Raw genomic sequence first — 17,823 nt, forward strand, 5'->3', positions numbered from 1 at the left:
GTGTTTAGTCATTTTTTAACACTACATCTATAGAACTGAGTGGACAATAAACCAACGACACTAGCCTTGTCAAGGTGCTGGTGTTCCAAAATTAAAGGTGGCGTCATATAAGCTCTTTAAATATTTGAAAATTTTTCAAAAATTTGGTTAACAGCGTTGCTAAGACAATCATCAGAAAAAAGAGTAATAAAACGTCAGTATTAGGTGTAAGTGGAAAAAATTTAATCAGCAATAGGCCTAAAAAGGTATGTAAGCAATATATCCCCAAGGATAAATCAGAAAATAATTTGATGAGAAAATGCGGTTCAGATGTAATTTTGGTGGAAATTAAGGTAATCAACCAAGCACCAAAAACTAGAGATACTCTAGAATAAACTGGTAGAGGATTCATTTCACCACCCCATATTAAGGGATGGCTTATATATTTCCATTCAAAAAGAGCAAAGAAAATAAATAAGATTATTAATATCCAAATCTGTTTAATATTTAGTTTTGAATTATCATTTGGTTTATTTTGAGATAAAGAATTGCTAATTAAAAATGAGGAAAAAACGTAAGGTGTAAAGTTTAAAGGATTGACTGCTTGCGGTAACATAGCAAATTTTCCACCCATCAACATTACACTTAAAGGCAAGAGGAAAACAATTATGCAAGAATATATCAAAAGAGAATAACATATTAGTTGATTGTTTATTTTAGCTCGATCAATATAAAAAGCAAATAATTCTGCTAATATCGTTACAAATAACAAAGAAAAGAAGTAATAAAAAGGATTAGAATATCCATCTGTTATGATAAAATTCATAATATTATTAATATTTTTTAAATTCCTGAGATAATTCAGATACATTTCCTTTTGAGTGAAAAAAGAAAATAAACTAGAAAGTATGCCCCAAAAAATATAAAGTTTTATGATTTTGAAAAATCTTTTTTTCCAGAAGTAATCTTTATTTTTTTGCCTGTTTAAAAAGAACAAAATAAGAGCTAGTTGAAAAAATATTGGTACAGCTAAATAAAATACATTATAAACAATGATATTGTAGAGGGTTTGATACTTTAAAATTAAGCTCGGAATATTTGTATGTAAACAAAGAACAGCAATACAAAAAATCACTCTTAGATAATCAAATCCGTAAATTTTTTGCAAATTAGAACTGTGCATATCTATGAAACTTCAATGATTGAATTGATGTTAATTATAAGACAATAGTTCTTCAATGGCTGCGGCAAGGCTTTTAACATGAGGTTCTTTCAAAAGTGTCTGATGTTCGCCATTTACGGAGGATACGCGCACTTTTGCGCTGGTTAATTTCCCCCAACCGACAGTAGAATCGTCTGGAAACTGTTTTGTTAGTGAGGGTGTTTTGAACAGGGAAATAGAAGATTTAATAAGTTGCGGTTGATAATGTAAACTTGCCTGCAAATTAGCTTTGTAAACGTTGACTAATCCGGCAATCAAATTTCGTCCCGAATCAGGAGGAATGAGTTCGTGCTGTCGCAAAAGTTGCAGTACATACTCAAATTGAGCCACTTCGTCTAAGGTGGAAAGTTCTTCATAGGAAATACTTACAGTTTCGTTAAAATGAAGTCCAATTTGCTCAACAATAAAGCAAAGAATAGCGGCATTGTCATTAAGAGAAGCTTCAATTTGCGGGGTAGGCAAAGGAGGATGGGTATCGATAATTATCACCTGTTCAACTTGTTGTCCCGCTGCTTCTAATTGTGAAGCCATTTCAAAGGCAATTAATCCGCCTAAAGAGTGTCCGCCCAATAAATAAGGACCAGAAGGAAGAATTTGCCGAATCGTTTTCAGGTAACTAGAAGCCATTGCTTCGATAGTATTTAAAGGGGGTTGTTTTCCATCTAATCCCCGTGCTTGGAGAGCATAAATCGGACGTTCTTGAGTGAAGGTGCGAGCCAGCACAGAATAGGATAAAGCATAACCGCCGGCTTGGTGTACGAGAAATAAGGGAAGTAAATCACCCTTGGTTTGTAGAGGAACGAGAACATCTGAATCACTAGGCGATCGCTCTTGTTCCAATAAAGCGGCAATATGCGCTATCGTACCTTCTCGAAATAAAGTAACAACAGGTAGATTGCACCCTAATCGCTGTTCAATTGCCGCTATTAACCGAATAGCTAAAAGAGAATGTCCACCCAAATCAAAAAAGTTTTCAGTCACACCAATTGGCTGAACTTGCAGTAACTCCTCCCATATTTCCACTAATTTATGCTCTAACGGTGTTCGCGGGGGAATCTGTTTGCTTGAATCTACATTTTTTTCTAAATTGAGTGCAGATAGTGCTTTTCTGTCAACTTTGCCATTAGGTAATAAAGGCAGAGCATCCAACATGACAAAATTGACTGGTATCATGTAATCAGGCAATTTTGCTTTCAAAAAGTCACGCAGCATATTTGAAGAGATTAATTGCTCTTTCTTCGGGACAATGTACGCTACTAAAGGCTTATTACCTGATGAATCTTCCCAAGCGATCGCCACAGCATTGTTTACCTCTGGATGTTGACTCAATAATGCTTCAATTTCTCCCAATTCGATGCGGAAACCCCGCACCTTAACCTGGTTATCAATTCGTCCCAGAAATTCAATGTTGCCGTCGGGAAGATAACGAGCTAAATCCCCAGTTTTGTACAGCCGATCTGATTTAAATTTTGCGGAAAGTTGAGCCAGTGCTGTGCGGAGGTTCCCTCCGTTGAGGCATCTGGCGTGGCGGTTGCCTGTACCGTCCCGCCAAACTTTCCAAGACGAATTTTTAAAGGGGTTAGGAATAAATTTCTCAGCAGTCAATGAACGGTTAATATAACCTCGCGCTACTCCAGCACCACCGATGTGCAATTCTCCCGGCACACCGATGGGAACTGGTTGGAGATTCGAGTCGAGAATATAAATTTGCGTGTTAGATATCGGGCGCCCAATCGGGACAATTTGGCGATCGCTTTCATCTTTGCAAGTCCAAAAAGTTGCATCAATGCAAGCTTCCGTCGGTCCGTAAAGATTGTGCAAATTCACATTCAGCTTGCTCAACAAACTTTCTTGCAGCGCTACAGGCAAAGCTTCACCCCCACAGAAGACGTGTTTGAGAGTGTCACAAGTCTCAATTCCTCCTTGTTCTAAAAGCATTTGCAGCAAGGATGGGACAAGTTGCACAGTAGTGATTTTCAGGTTTGCGATCGCTTTAATCAGATAAGCGCTGTCCTGATGTCCTCCTGGTCGAGCGATGATTAACTGCCCACCCACCAGCAAGGGTGCGTAAAACTCCCAAACTGAAGCATCGAAGCTAAAGGGAGTTTTCTGTAGCACTTTGTCTTTTTCAGTTAGGGGGAATGTTGCTTGCATCCAGAACATATGATTGCAAAGATTGCGGTGAGAAAGCATCACTCCCTTGGGCTTGCCTGTGGAACCCGATGTATAAATTGCATATGCCAAATTATCAGCTACGACTTTGCTAAGTGGGTTTTCCTCGCTTTGTTGGGTAATAATTTGCCAATGAGTGTCTAAGTAAATAGTCTGAGCAATGTTTTCAATATTTAATAGCTGCTGCGTCAATAATACTGATATTTGGGCATCCTCTAAGATAAAAGTTAACCGCTCCTGGGGTAATCGCGGATCGAGGGGGACATAAGCAGCACCAGCTTTCAGAATGCCCAGCAACCCGATGACCATTGAAAGCGATCGCTCAACGCAAATTCCCACCAATGTATCTGGTTTTACCCCCATTGAACGCAGGTAATGTGCTAATTGATTCGCTCGTTTGTTTAACTCTCGATAAGTCAAATATTCGTTTTCAAACACCACTGCGACTGCATCTGGTGTCTTTTCTACCTGAGATTCAAATAATTGATGAATGCACTTATCTTGGGGATATTCAGTTTGAGTATTATTCCACTCCACTAATAACTGATGTTGCTCAGTTGCCGTTAGTAAAGGTAATTCTGCAATTCGTTGTTCGGGATTGGCAACAATACTTTCTAGCAAAGTTTGCAAATGTCCTACCATCCGGTTAATTGTCGCAACATCAAATAAATCGGTTCTATATTCCCATGTTCCCTGAAGTCCTTCTTCTGTCTCGTTCATCAACAAAGTTAAATCAAACTTAGCTGTAACTTGTTCCAATTCCAAAGGAGTTAAACTCAAATTGGGCAATTCTAAGTTTCCCATCGGTGCATTTTGCAAAACAAACATCACCTGGAACAAAGGATTATGGCTGAGATTTCTTTCTGGTTGAAGTTCTTCAACGATTCTTTCAAAAGGTACATCCTGATGAGCGTAAGCTTGCAAAGTTTCTTCTTTTATTCGCAACAATAATGTTTGAAAATCAGGATTGCCACTCAAATCAATTCTGATAACTAAAGTATTGACAAAAAAGCCAATTAAGTCTTCAATTTGTTTACGATTGCGGTTAGCAATTGGCGTACCAATTAACAAATCTTGCTGTCCCGAATAACGCATTAACAGAGTGGTAAATACCCCTAACAATCCCATGAACAGGGTAGCACCTTGAGATTCACATAACTGCCCAAAGCGATCGCCTACTTTTTTGTTAATAGTAAAGGATACTGCACCACCTTGATAACGAGCAACTGCTGGACGCGGAAAATCAGTTGGTAACTCTAAAACCTCTATTTTACCGCTGAGTTTTTCTTTCCAATAACTTAGTTGCTGTTGCAGTTGCGTTTTATCAAAAATTGTCCGTTGCCAATGAGCAAAATCGCCATATTGTAAAGATAGAGACGGTAAAGGTGATGCATCTCCCCGACAAAATGCTGTATAAGATAAGGACAATTCCTTAATCATTAATCCTAACGACCAACCATCAGAAACAATATGGTGCATCACTACAACAAAAACATGCCTGTCCTCTGCTAACCGATATAAATAAACGCGCAACAACGGTAATGTGCCAAGATTGAAGGGACAAATTATTGCTTCTTTAACTGCTTTTTTAAGTTCTTCTTCCTGCTGTAAATGACTTAGTTCACACGCAGTCAGCGGGACTTGTTCAAATTCGTGAATAACTTGTATAGGAATTCCGTCTTTACTCTCAAAAGTCGTGCGTAATGTCTCGTGACGTTGAATTATTTCTTGCAAACTGCGGTGTAGCGCTTCTTGATTTAAATCGCCATTTAAACGAAAAGCGATCGCCATATTATAAGCGGCATTATTCGGTTCCAACAAATCTAAAAACCACAGTCGCGCTTGCGAAAAAGAAAGCGGTAAATTTTCCCGTTGGGCAATTCGTGGTATGATATCTTTCTGTATATTTCCATCGCTAACAACAGCTAGGCGATCAATTTCTTCAGCTAAACCTGCCACAGTCGGATGCTCAAAAACCTTTCGTAACGGCAAAGCTAAATTAAACTCTTCCCGAATGCGAGAAACTAACTTAGTTGCTATAAGCGAGTGTCCTCCTAAATAAAAGAAATCATCCGTCACACTGATAGAATCAATACTAAGCACATCGCTCCAAATTGTGCAAAGTCTTTGTTGGGTGGAAGTTGTAGGTTGAACGAAGGATTGTTTGGCGTGAAGCGAAGCTATCGCATTGCGAATCGCTAAATCTCGCTCTGGTGCAGGTAAAGCACGCCGATCCAGTTTACCACTGGGAGTCATCGGAAAGCTTTCCAGCAGAACAAACGATGCCGGACGCATATATTCGGGCAATTCCCGGACACTTTCTTTTAACTGGGAAATTAACGCTTTTGCAAAACGTCCTTTGAGAGGATCGATACTATATGTAGAGACGCTCAATTTAGCATCTCTACGCGCAATTGGCATTACCGGACGGCGTTTTCCTTCGATTGCTGGATAAAAGCAAGCGTCAAAATAACTCGGTAAATCTGGCGAATAGCTGATAGTTATTTGGCAATTAATCTCTTTAGCAAGTGCATACAAATCTGAGGGATTAATTGCTTGTTTCAGATTAATATCAATTAATTCGCGTAATTCTTTGATGGTAGTTACCCGATCGTTTCCTTGTACCCACTGCAAAATAGCTTCATCTTTAATTAAACGAGCATTGGGAATGCGGCGCCAAGCGATTGCACCTGTTTCAATAATCCGCTGACGCAAATCGCTTAATTGCAGATTGGCTTTTTCCCAATCTTCCCAAATAGGTTCAATTGCAACTTCATTTTGTTCGCCACCTTGCTTGTGCAGGATGACATCATAACGATATTTAGTCAGTTCGTTGCGGGTATTTTCCTCTTTTAGATCAACTTCCACCGCTGCTAAATTCGGGAAAACTTCGGGAAGATTAACAAAGAAAGCCGGATCGAGTACCAATTCATTTTCTGTTTCCGCGATGCGTTTAACTTGGGTTTTAAAAGTCTCTTTATCTGTTTCGTCAGCAGCTTGAAAAAAGGCAACGCTGGTATGAAAATAATCTAAAAGTGGGAGATTACGATTATCGCCTATAAATAGACTACCCCCCGGTGCTAGCACTTTTAACGCACCTGCAATTACCTGCTGCAAATACTCGATAGAGGGGAAATATTGAGCAACAGAATTAATAATAATAGTATCAAAATAATCCTCAGGAATTTGATTAAAGTTACTTGCCTCTTGGTGCAAGAATTGCACATGTTGAGTTTGAATAATATTTTCCAACCTGTTAATCGCTTCTTGAGAAAAATCAGTTCCCCAATAAGACTCTACCTGAGGAGCTATATTCAGCAAAATCATCCCCGTACCGCAGCCAATTTCGAGAATGCGTTTGGGTTTTAGTGCTTGCACTCGCGCCAAAGTATTATTAAGCCATTGGTGCATTTCTTCGGCAGGAATCGGTTGATTGTCATAACTACTATTCCAACCCGTGATATTAAAAGCTGTGTTGACTTCTTCACCACCGCGATAAGTTTCGTTAAAGGTATATTGCCATTCTTGGGTTTGTTCCCGCGTTAAAGTTTCATAGTCTGGGATTTTGGTTTGAGGAACAATGTAAGCGGCTATTCTAATATCTTCTTTACTTTGTTCATGGATAATTACTAAAGTATCTAGCACACCTGGATGACGTTTTATAACTGCTTCTATTTCACCCAATTCGATACGAAAACCGCGTATTTTAACTTGATGGTCGTTTCGTCCTAAATATTCAATTTCGCCATTAGGCAAACGTCGAGCCAAATCACCAGTTTTATATAAACGTTTTTGCTCTCCCCTGCTCATTTCAAAGAAGTTGGGAATCATTCGCTCTGCGGTTAATTGCGGACGGTTAAAATAGCCGCGAGTTACACCCGCACCACCAACATACATTTCACCAACTACCCCAATGGGAACAGGTTGTAAATGGCGATCTAAAATATATAAAGAAAGGTCAGGAATAGGTTCGCCAATCAGACTACCAAGGCGTTTTTTCACATCTTTTAAGCGAATCGGACGGTAAGTAACGTGAACTGTTGTTTCCGTAATTCCGTACATATTTACTAGCAGCGGAAATTCGTCACCGTGGCGATCGAACCAAGGTTCTAAACTTGCTAAATCGAGCGCTTCCCCGCCAAAAATTACATAGCGTAACTCTAATTCTCCTTCGCGAGAAAGTAGTTCTTCTGCTTGCATTAATTGGCGAAAAGCTGAAGGTGTTTGATTTAAAACTGTGACTTTGGCATCGCAAAGTAAATTATAAAATTCTTCGGGGGAACGACTGACTAAATAAGGTACAATAACTAAACGACCGCCAAAGAAAAGAGCGCCCCAAATTTCCCAAACTGAGAAATCAAAGGCGCAGGAGTGAAAGAGCGTCCACACGTCTTTTGCGGTGAAGTGGAACCATTTTTCTGTTGCTAACAGCAAACGCACAACATGACGATGGGTGACAACTACTCCTTTAGGTTTTCCGGTTGATCCGGAGGTATAAATAATGTAAGCTGCGTTATCTGGATGAACAAAAACTTTCGGATCTGTTGAGTTTTGTTTGGTTATTTCCGCTTCGCAGTTATCGATGAAAACGACAGTAGCTTGCTGAAGTGGGATTTGTTGTTGGAATTGAGTTTGTGTCAGTAAAACTGCAACTTGACTATCCTCGATCATGTAAGCAATGCGATCGCTTGGATAATCCGGATCGAATGGAACGTATACACCCCCTGCTTTCAGGATAGCCAAAATCGCCACTACCAAATCCTTAGACCGCGACATCCACAGTCCAACTCGCGATTCGGGTTTAACACCAAGATGAATTAAATAATGTGCTAATTGGTTAGCGCGATCGCTTAATTTTTCATAGCTGAGAATTTCTTTTTCAAAAATTAGCGCTGTCTGTTGGGGACGCTGCTTTGCTTGTTGGCTAAAAATTTCGTGCAAACAAAATTGCACCGGAAAAGTTTCGCGAGGTTTCGCAGAAATTAATTGAGTTAATTCTTCCGGAAGCAGAATCGGTAATCGGCTTACCGGTATATCTGGTTGCGTTACTAAATTTTCTAATAATTGGCAAAAATGACGCGCCAATCTTTCTACAGTTTCCCGTCTCAATAAATCAATATTGTAAGAGAAAACGCCATGCAAACTATCTTCACTTTCAGTGATGAAAAGTTCTAAATCAAATCGAGCCGCTTCTTGAGTTGCTAACAAAGAGACTTCTAAATCACCTGTGTGAAATTGCGGCTTCGGTGCATTTAATAAAGTAAAAGCAATTTGAAATAAAGGATTGCGACTTGTATCGCGTTCGAGGTGCAAGCGATCTACTAATGTTTCAAACGGCACTTCTGTATGTTCAAAAGCCTCAAGCACCGTTTCTTTAACTCTATTTAAAAGCGTCCGAAAATTAGGTTCTTCGGATAAATCGGTGCGAATCACCAACATATTCACGAAAAAACCAATGAGTTTTTCCGCATCGATTCCCGGACGGTTGGCAATGGAAGTACCGACTGGTATATCCTCTTGTCCTGTGTAACGTGCCAAAAGAGCAATGTAAGCAGCCATCAGGGTCATAAACAAAGTTGCACCCTCTTTTTGGCTGAAAGCGCGAATAACATTTGTTAGGGAACTTGGTAGAGAAAATTTCACCAAATCTCCCCGAAATGATTGCAGCTTAGGTCTGGGAAAATCAAGCGGAAATTGCAGGACGGGTAATTCTGCTAATTTTTTTTCCCAATAAGCAAGGCTATCTTGCAAAGCTAAATCGCTAAAGTTTTCTTGTTGCCATAAGGCATAATCGGCGTATTGAATTTTTAAGTCTGGAAGTGTTTTTTCATCAATATAAAGAGCAGCGATTTCTTGCAAAATGACACCGATTGACCAAGCATCAGCAATAATATGATGCAGAGTCAAAGTTAATATGTGTCGTGATGCTAATCGGAAAAGTCGAGAACGGATGAGCGGACCTGTTTCTAAATCGAACGCATATTCAGCTTCCGAACGCACTGCTGTAGAGATTTCTTTTTCGCTTTCGGTTGCAGAGCGATGTCTAACGACAAGCCGCTCCGCGTCTACGCTCAAATCTTCTAACTCAAGTTCGGCTAAAAAATTCGCGTGAATTTGTTGCCAAGGTTCGCCATCAATCGCGATAAATGTAGTACGCAAACTTTCATGTCGCTGTTGCAATTGCCTAAAAGCGTGCTGCAAAGCCTCTACGTTAAGCTGTCCGTTCAGGCTGAATACAGAACAAATATTGTAAGCTGAAGATGTCGGTTCTAATTCATAAAGAAACCACAAACGCCTTTGTTGAAATGAAGCTGGAGCTTGAGTTAAATTGCGACGCGAAATCAAAAATTGGTCTTTTTCCAGTTCGATTCCTTCTTCTTCCAGAAGCAATTCTAAAAGCTCAAATTCGTTGTTTTCTGATAAATTCATAATTAATATAATCTAATATACATTACTTACATCAAACTTTTCGCCAAATCTTTAATATTATCTGTATAATCTAATCCATTAATTAACATGCCACTAGCACCGCTTCTACCTACAAGCTGATAATCAGTTAAAAATGAGCTAAAATCCTTTTGCAATAAATCATAGTAATATGCACATTCAAGAGTATAAAGCTTTTTATCATTCACCTTTTTATATGAATTTATCAGGTATTTTTTAAAAAAACTCACATTTGATTTATAAAAAACCGTAGAAACATTAGCAAATGGGTTATATGGACCTTTCCAACCTCGGGCTTTGAGGAAAAGTAAATATCCAATAAAGTACTGTATTATCAAAATTAAATTTTTCCAGAGACTGATATTCTCAAGTTTTATACCCGTCAGCGGTTTCTGGAAAACATTAGTAATGCCAGCGTGAGCCTGTTGTATATTATTAAAGTTTTGGACAAAAATTCTTCCAGTTATTTTATAAAAATCTACATCATTGTTGAGATTTTTACTATGATTGATAGCATATTCTATTATTTTTCCTTCCCCGTATCCCTTACCATATTGATGTGCTTCATGATTACCATCGAAGACTAACACCTCCAAAACTTTACCTTCATTTTTAGCCAAGTTAGTTATTAGTCCAAAGTCATAAGAAGTATTACTATTTTCACAAAATATAATTGTCTTGATATTTGTTAATTTTATCCAGGCAATTAAACTGCATAAATATTCAAATAACCTTTCTTGTTGACTCTTTATTTCTACAAAAGGAGTAGTTCCAGCATCAATGGTTGCAGTCATGAGTAAAACTTCCATGTTTTCTGAAAAACTTATCATGGCTCGACAGTCTGCTTGAAAGTGGAAACGGAAAAAATGAGATGAAATACTTTATTTCAGGAAAAGATAACTTTGTCACCTAATCATAATACTTAGTCTTTTGTCAACCCCCTTTGGGCTATTACTTTATATTTATTCAAAATATATAAGTTCTAGTTATAGTTTTTTACATAAAATTCAGAAAATAAAAATTGATTTTGTATCTAAAATTATTTAAAGTATGTAAGGTATTAGACTAAGGTAGTTTACATTTGATACCAAAATAAAAAAATGCGAATTGTTAATTCGTAGTGAGCGGTTTACCGCTCATATCTTCGGGTTTAACGGCGATTAAGTGCTTGTAAACCTTACAGGGCTTAAGCATTTAGCTGAAAAAAGTTGAGTTTTATATTTGGGCTGAAAGCGATTTATGCTCAATAAAATTACATTATTTCTGGGATTAGTACACAGTGAATACGAAATTTCCGTTATCTATCAATCAGAGGGAAATTTATATCGACCAAATGATGTGGACGGAAGGTTCGCATCTGAATATTGGTGCTACTGTCACGGTTCAAGGTGCTTTTGATATTGAAATTTTTAATTATGCTATCAACAAAGTAATTCGCTGTTATCCAGGTTTGCGGACGCGAATTTATGAATTGGAAGGCAAACCTTTGCAGACAATAGCACCGCACCAAGACGAAAAAGTTACTTTGGTTGATTTCTCTAGTTATGAAGATAGAGAAGAACGTGCCCAGGAATATATAAAAAATCAATTTGCTACACCTTTTAGCTTTGGTGAAAATGCCCCATTGACCGCTTTCAAACTAATTCGCGTTGCTGTCGAAAAACATATTATTTTTGGCAAATATCATCATACCATCACCGATGGTTGGGGAACCGCTATCTTCTTCAGGGAAATGATTGGGAATTACAATCAAATAATTAAAAACGGTGCGGATACGCAAACAGAACGCAATTTTGCTTTAATCGATTATTTGCAAGATGAATCTGCGTATTTAGAATCGCGTAATTTTCAAAGCGATCGCTCTTATTGGACTAAGCGTTTGCACCAGGTTTCTACTAAGCTTTTCCCCTTAATTAAACACCAGCAACTTCTTGGGAACCGCAAAGCGATATATATCTCTCGCGATAAATACAACCGAGTTAACGCTCTTTGCCAAGAAGTGCAATCAAATGCTTTTCATTTTATTTTAAGTATAATTATAATTTATTTAGCTAAACGCTATAACAAAAGTGATTTAGTTATTGGTTTATCTCTTTTAAATAGAAATAAAAAAAGTTTTAAAGATGAAATCGGGCTGTTTGTCAGCACCATCCCGTTTCGGGTTGAAATCACAGGCAATGAAACAGTCCAAGAACTACTTGATAAAATCCGTTCTCTACTCAGACAAGATTATCGCCATCAACGCTTTACTTTGGCAGAAATGAAGCGAATTGCTAATTTCCAACCAGGAAGCAAAGAGCATTTATTTGAAGTTTACCTTTCCTACGAAAAGCACGATTATAACGAATGTTTTGCGGATACGAAAACAAATTGCGTTCCCCTCTACAGCGGTCAACAAAAAATCCCGCTGATTGTATATGTTCGAGAATATGAGGCACAAAGCGATATCAAAATCGATTTTGATTATAACCTTTCCTATTTCGATTCCGAGACAGCCGAGCAGATAGTTACCAACTTTCAGAAGCTTTTTGATGAAGCTTCTGAAATGGAAACAAGTATTTCTAGTCTTTCTCTGCTGTCAGCCAGAGAAAGTGAACGCATAATTGAAAAAGCCTCGATTACCACAGCCAATGAAACCCTAATTTCTGCTTTTGAAAGCAGCGTTAGTAAGTATTCAGAAAATCCAGCGGTTCAATTTAAAAATATTACCCTCACCTACGCTGAACTTCAGGCAAAAGCGAATCGTCTCGCACATTATTTGCTAAAGTTAGGAGTCAAACCAGGAACGCGAGTAGGAATGTGTTTGGAACGTTCGGAAAATACGGTTGTTGCTATTTTGGGAATATTAAAAGCAGGTGCAGCTTATGTTCCTCTCGATCCTAATTATCCTTCTGAACGTATTGAGTTAATTCTGCAAGATAGCGGGATTTCTGTACTAATTGCTGAAGAATCTGTTCTAGTTTCTTTGTGTGAGAAGAATACTTATTTAATTAACCGCAGAGACGCAGGGTACGCAGAGGAAGAGAAGGGAAAAATTCGGGAATCTTTTACTGGGATATCACAATTAACTTCTCAAGTAGCAGCTTTCACTCTTGAATCTATAGAAAGCGAACTTGCAAAACAACCGGATACATCTTTAGAAATTTCTGTGAAGCCGGAATTTCCAGCTTATATTATTTACACTAGCGGTTCTACCGGCACACCTAAAGGCTGTATTGTAACTCATGCGAATGTTATCCGGTTGATGCGTTCGACAGAAGCTTGGTTTAACTTTAACGAAAAAGATATTTGGACGCTGTTTCATTCTTTCGCTTTCGATTTTTCTGTTTGGGAATTGTGGGGAGCTATCTTTTACGGGGGGAAAGTAATTATTGTACCGTTCTGGTTAAGCCGATCGCCTGAAGCATTTCGCGAATTTCTCACCACAGAAAAAGTTACTGTCCTCAATCAAACTCCTTCCGCATTCTATCAACTGATTCGAGCAGATGAAGCTAGTGTGGGAAAACTATCGTTGCAGTATGTAATTTTTGGTGGTGAAGCGTTGGATTTGCAAAGTCTGCGTTTCTGGTTAGAAAAGTATGGAGATAAAACTCCGCGTTTAATTAATATGTACGGAATTACAGAAACAACCGTTCATGTTACTTACCGTCCGATTTCTCTGAGCGACTTGACAGGAAATGCGAGCGTTATCGGTACAACGATTCCCGACCTGACTATATACTTACTTGATGAAAAATTGAAACTGGTTCCTGATGGATTGCCAGGAGAAATTTATATTGCGGGTGCAGGGGTGACTCACGGTTATTTGAATCGTCCTGCACTCACAGCAGAACGGTTTGTCCCCAATCCTTTTGACTCAGGACGACTTTATCGCAGCGGTGATTTAGGACGCAGACTGCCCAACGGGGATTTAGAATATCTAGGACGGGTAGATCGACAAGTGAAAATCCGGGGTTTTCGCATGGAGTTGGGAGAAATACAAACCGCTCTCACCTCTCATTCTCAAGTGCGGGAAGCTTTGATTGTGACTGATGAATGGTTAGAAGAAAAACGACTGGTTGCTTATTATGTTCCTGGATCGAATCTCACCGCTAATGAATTGCGTCAGCACTTAAAAACTAAGCTGCCTGATTATATGATTCCGTCGGCTTATGTCAGTTTAGATGCGTTTCCTTTGACGGTTCATGGTAAAATTGATGTCAGGTTACTACCGACAGCGGATTGGAATCTTTTAAGGGTAGAAGATGAGTATGTAGCCGCTCGCAATCGAGATGAAGAAAGTTTGTGTGCGATCGTTGCAGATGTGCTTGGTTTGGAAAGAGTGGGAATCGATGATAATTTCTTTGATATTGGTGGTGATTCGATTCTCGCTTTGCAAGTAATCGCCAAAGCGAAAAAGGCAGGTTTTGCGATTTCCGGCAGAGAATTGTATGAATTTGCAACCGTTCGTCAGTTAGCGACTAAGAAAGCACCTCAAGTCGGTTTGATTAGTCATAATATTCCGGAACCCCACCCCCTTTCGGCTTACGCCAAAAGTCCCCTCCCCGCAAGCGGGGAGGGGATAGGGGTGGGGTGCTTGACCGTGGATAATATAACTAATTATCCGGACTTGCTGTCAGAAAGCGAACGCCTACTTTTACCAAAAGATGCAGAAAACGCTTATCCGCTGTCGAGTTTACAAGCGGGAATGCTCTATCACAGTGAGATGCATCCCGACTCAGCTATTTTCCACCAAATTTTCACCTTTGATTTACGTCTTCCTTATTCGGAAGAGTCTTGGAAAAAGGCGATCGCCGATATAATTCTTGCTCATCCAGTATTGCGGACTTCTTTTCACTGGACGGGATACAGCACTCCAATCCAAATCGTTCACCGCGAAGTTGAATTACCTTTAACAATTTGCGATCTGCGTACTGCTGTTGATGCACGTCACAAAGTTGAGGAATGGATTTCATCAGAAAAAACCAAATCCTTTAATGTTTCCCAAGCTCCTTTATTCCGCTTTCAAATTCACAGACTCGAAGAAAACCACCTCAGCTTCAGCTTCAGTTTTCACCACGTTATTCTCGATGGTTGGAGCGTTGCAACGTTGCTAACTCAATTATTGCAACGTTATATCTATTATATAGATGCAAAATCAATTCCACCGCTAACGGTGCCGGCGATTCCTTACAGTGACTTTATCGCTCAAGAACAAAGCGCGATCGCCAACCAGCAGATGCGCGAATTTTGGCAAAAACATCTCAGCAACTTAGAAGTTAGCATTCTCCCGCGTCTAAAGCAAGTTAGTCAGAACAATTCTAAACGTCAGTTGCAACGAAGTACGTTTGCCATTAACGAACAAATAGCCAATCCCATACGCACACTTGCCAAAAGTGCCGGAGTTCCTCTGAAAACAGCACTTTTAGCCGTTCATCTCCGCGTTCTTGCCTTTTTAACTGGACAAAATGAAGTCGTTACTGGTAACGTCATAAATGCACGTCCGGAAATTGAGGACAGTCAAAATCTCTTAGGTTTATTCGTCAACACGGTGCCGTTTCGCATCAAGTTGACATCGGGCAGTTGGTTGGATTTTATACAAGCCGGTTTTCGCGCCGAACGGGAAATCATACCTTATCGGAATTTTCCGCTGTTTGAAATGCAACGCTTGACTGAAAAGCGTACTTTGTTTGATGTCGCATTTAACTACGTCCATTTTCACGTTTATGAGGGGTTGCTGAATTTACCTCAAGTTGAAGTTTTAAACGTTGATATTTTTGAAGAGACTGATTTCTCCTTTCTTGTTGAATTTTGTTTGATGCCAGGTAGTTCTGCTTTGCAATTGAACTTGGTGTATGACGTGCAGCAATTTGATGAAGCACAAGTTGAGCAATATGGCAAGTATTATCAAACAGCGCTTAGGGAGCTTGCGACGAACCCGGAATTATTAGCTAGGCGATCGCTCATTTCGCCGGAAGAACGGCACAGCTTGCTGCAAGCTGACAATTTCAAAGCAAGCTATGTATCTGATGAAACTTTAGTTTCCGCATTTACCGATGCGGCGAAACAACATGCATCTCATACTGCCGTCACCTTTGAAGAAACTAACTTAACCTTTGCCGAATTAGAAATCCGTTCCAATCGTTTAGCACATTATTTGAAAAGCAAAGGTGTTTGTCCAGAAATGTTAGTGGGGCTTTGTTTGGAACGTTCCGAACAATTAGCGATCGCTATCTTGGCAATTTTGAAAGCAGGTGGCGCTTATGTTCCCATTGATACCAGTTATCCGAGTTCGCGCATTGATTATCTACTCCAAGATAGTGGAATCTCTCTGCTAGTAACTCAGCGTTCAGTCGTATCGCAGATTTCCGCCGGGGAAAGCGAGGCAGCGCGTTGCGGTGAGGGGGTCGCAGTCTTGGCGGTTCCCGTCGATTGCGAACCCCCGAACCCGAAGGGAGGTCACGAACGTTGTAGCGACTGCCGTGTTGAAATAGTCGTTTTAGAAGATATTGCAGTTCAACTAGAAAATCAAAGCTCAGAGTCAGTAGCAGTCAAAATATTACCAGACCATCCCGCTTATGTAATTTATACCAGTGGTTCCACAGGCAAACCCAAAGGCTGTATCGTCACTCATGCCAACGTCATCCGCTTGCTGAAAGCAACCGAACCCTGGTTTAAATTTAACAGCAACGATGTTTGGACATTGTTTCATTCCTACGCATTCGATTTTTCCGTTTGGGAACTGTGGGGAGCTTTGCTTTATGGTGGTAAAGTAGTTGTGGTTCCTTATTGGACAACTCGTTCCCCAAAAGACTTTTTCCAGCTGCTTCAGTCTGAGAAAGTCACAGTCTTAAATCAAACTCCCTCAGCATTCAAACAGCTTGTACAAACATCTGCAAAGAATGTAGATTTAGCTTTACGCTACATTATTTTTGGTGGAGAAGCACTAGAACTGCAAAGTCTGCAACCTTGGTTTGAGCTATATGGCGATGAAAAACCGAGATTGATTAACATGTACGGCATCACAGAAACTACCGTTCACGTCACTTATAGAGAAATCACCCAAGCAGATGCGATCGCAAATCAAGGTAGCGTTATCGGTCAACCGATTCCCGATTTAAGTTTTTACATCTTAGATGAAAACCTGGAACCATCCCCTATAGGAGTTGCCGGTGAAGTCTATATTGCCGGTGCAGGAGTGACGCGGGGTTATCTCCATCATCCTCGCTTAAGTGCAGAGCGCTTTATTCCCAATCCCTTCGCTTTTGTTCCGGGTAGTCGTCTTTATCGCACAGGCGATTTGGCTCGTCGTCTACCAAATGGCGAACTCGAATATCTTGGACGCGCAGACCAGCAAATTAAAATACGCGGTTTTCGCATTGAACCTGGGGAAATTGCAGCCGTACTCAGCACTCACCCCCAAATCAAAGAAGCATTCGTCACAGTTCGCACAGCGAATGCAGATAATCGGATTGTAGCCTATTTTGTATCTGATGCCGAAGATGACTTGAAAACAGTATTGCGATCATTTTTAACAAGCAAACTGCCGGATTATATGATTCCTGCTGCCTTTATGCCCATAGAAGCAATACCGCTGACAGTTAACGGAAAAATTGACCAAACAGCCTTACCAGCACCAGATTGGGGACAGACGAGTAAACCTTACATCGCACCCCGAAATGACCAAGAAGCAACAATCTGTTCGTTGATGGCTTCATTATTAAAATTAGAACGAGTAGGTATTACCGACGACTTCTTTGAAATTGGCGGAAATTCTCTATTAGTAACACAATTAGTCATCCGTTTGCGAGAAACCTATAAAACCGAGCTTCCCTTACCTCAGTTTTTCTCTCATCGCACCCCAGAACAACTAGCTCATTTGCTGTCAACCTCGCCATCTCTGCAATCAAACGCAGACATACCCAAAGCCGGACGCAAACGCCGTTCCGTCAACTTAAGCGATGACGGTATATTAGTTTCCACCTCCACTGAGAATAGCTTAAAAGACCTTCAAAACTAAAATC

Annotated in this window: 4 protein-coding genes; 1 reads left to right on the forward strand and 3 read right to left on the reverse strand. The window is 39.8% G+C overall.

The annotated features are described in order from the left end of the window. Positions 1–103: 103 nt before the first annotated feature. From PI95_RS06190 to PI95_RS06200, 3 genes are read right to left on the reverse strand one after another with little or no spacing between them, the layout of a single operon-like run. Entirely contained in the window at positions 104–1,162 is a 1,059-nt protein-coding gene (locus PI95_RS06190) for an acyltransferase family protein (RefSeq protein WP_039753383.1), read from the reverse strand. A gap of 30 nt (positions 1,163–1,192) precedes the next feature. Continuing rightward, positions 1,193–9,802: a non-ribosomal peptide synthetase gene (locus PI95_RS06195; protein WP_201280317.1), complete on the reverse strand. Its 8,610-nt coding sequence runs from the start codon at positions 9,800–9,802 to the stop codon at positions 1,193–1,195. Positions 9,803–9,828: 26 nt separating this feature from the next. Then, positions 9,829–10,614 (reverse strand): hypothetical protein, encoded by a 786-nt coding sequence (locus PI95_RS06200; protein WP_163518652.1) that lies wholly within the window; start codon positions 10,612–10,614, stop codon positions 9,829–9,831. Positions 10,615–11,099: 485 nt separating this feature from the next. On the opposite strand from PI95_RS06200, the gene PI95_RS06205 reads away from it, so the two are divergent. Further along, a complete protein-coding gene (locus PI95_RS06205; RefSeq protein WP_052325831.1) occupies positions 11,100–17,819 on the forward strand; it encodes a non-ribosomal peptide synthetase in 6,720 nt (2,239 codons plus the stop codon). Positions 17,820–17,823: the final 4 nt, after the last annotated feature.

This window comes from Hassallia byssoidea VB512170 (assembly GCF_000817785.2).
GTDB classification, from domain to species: domain Bacteria; phylum Cyanobacteriota; class Cyanobacteriia; order Cyanobacteriales; family Nostocaceae; genus Hassallia; species Hassallia carrinoi.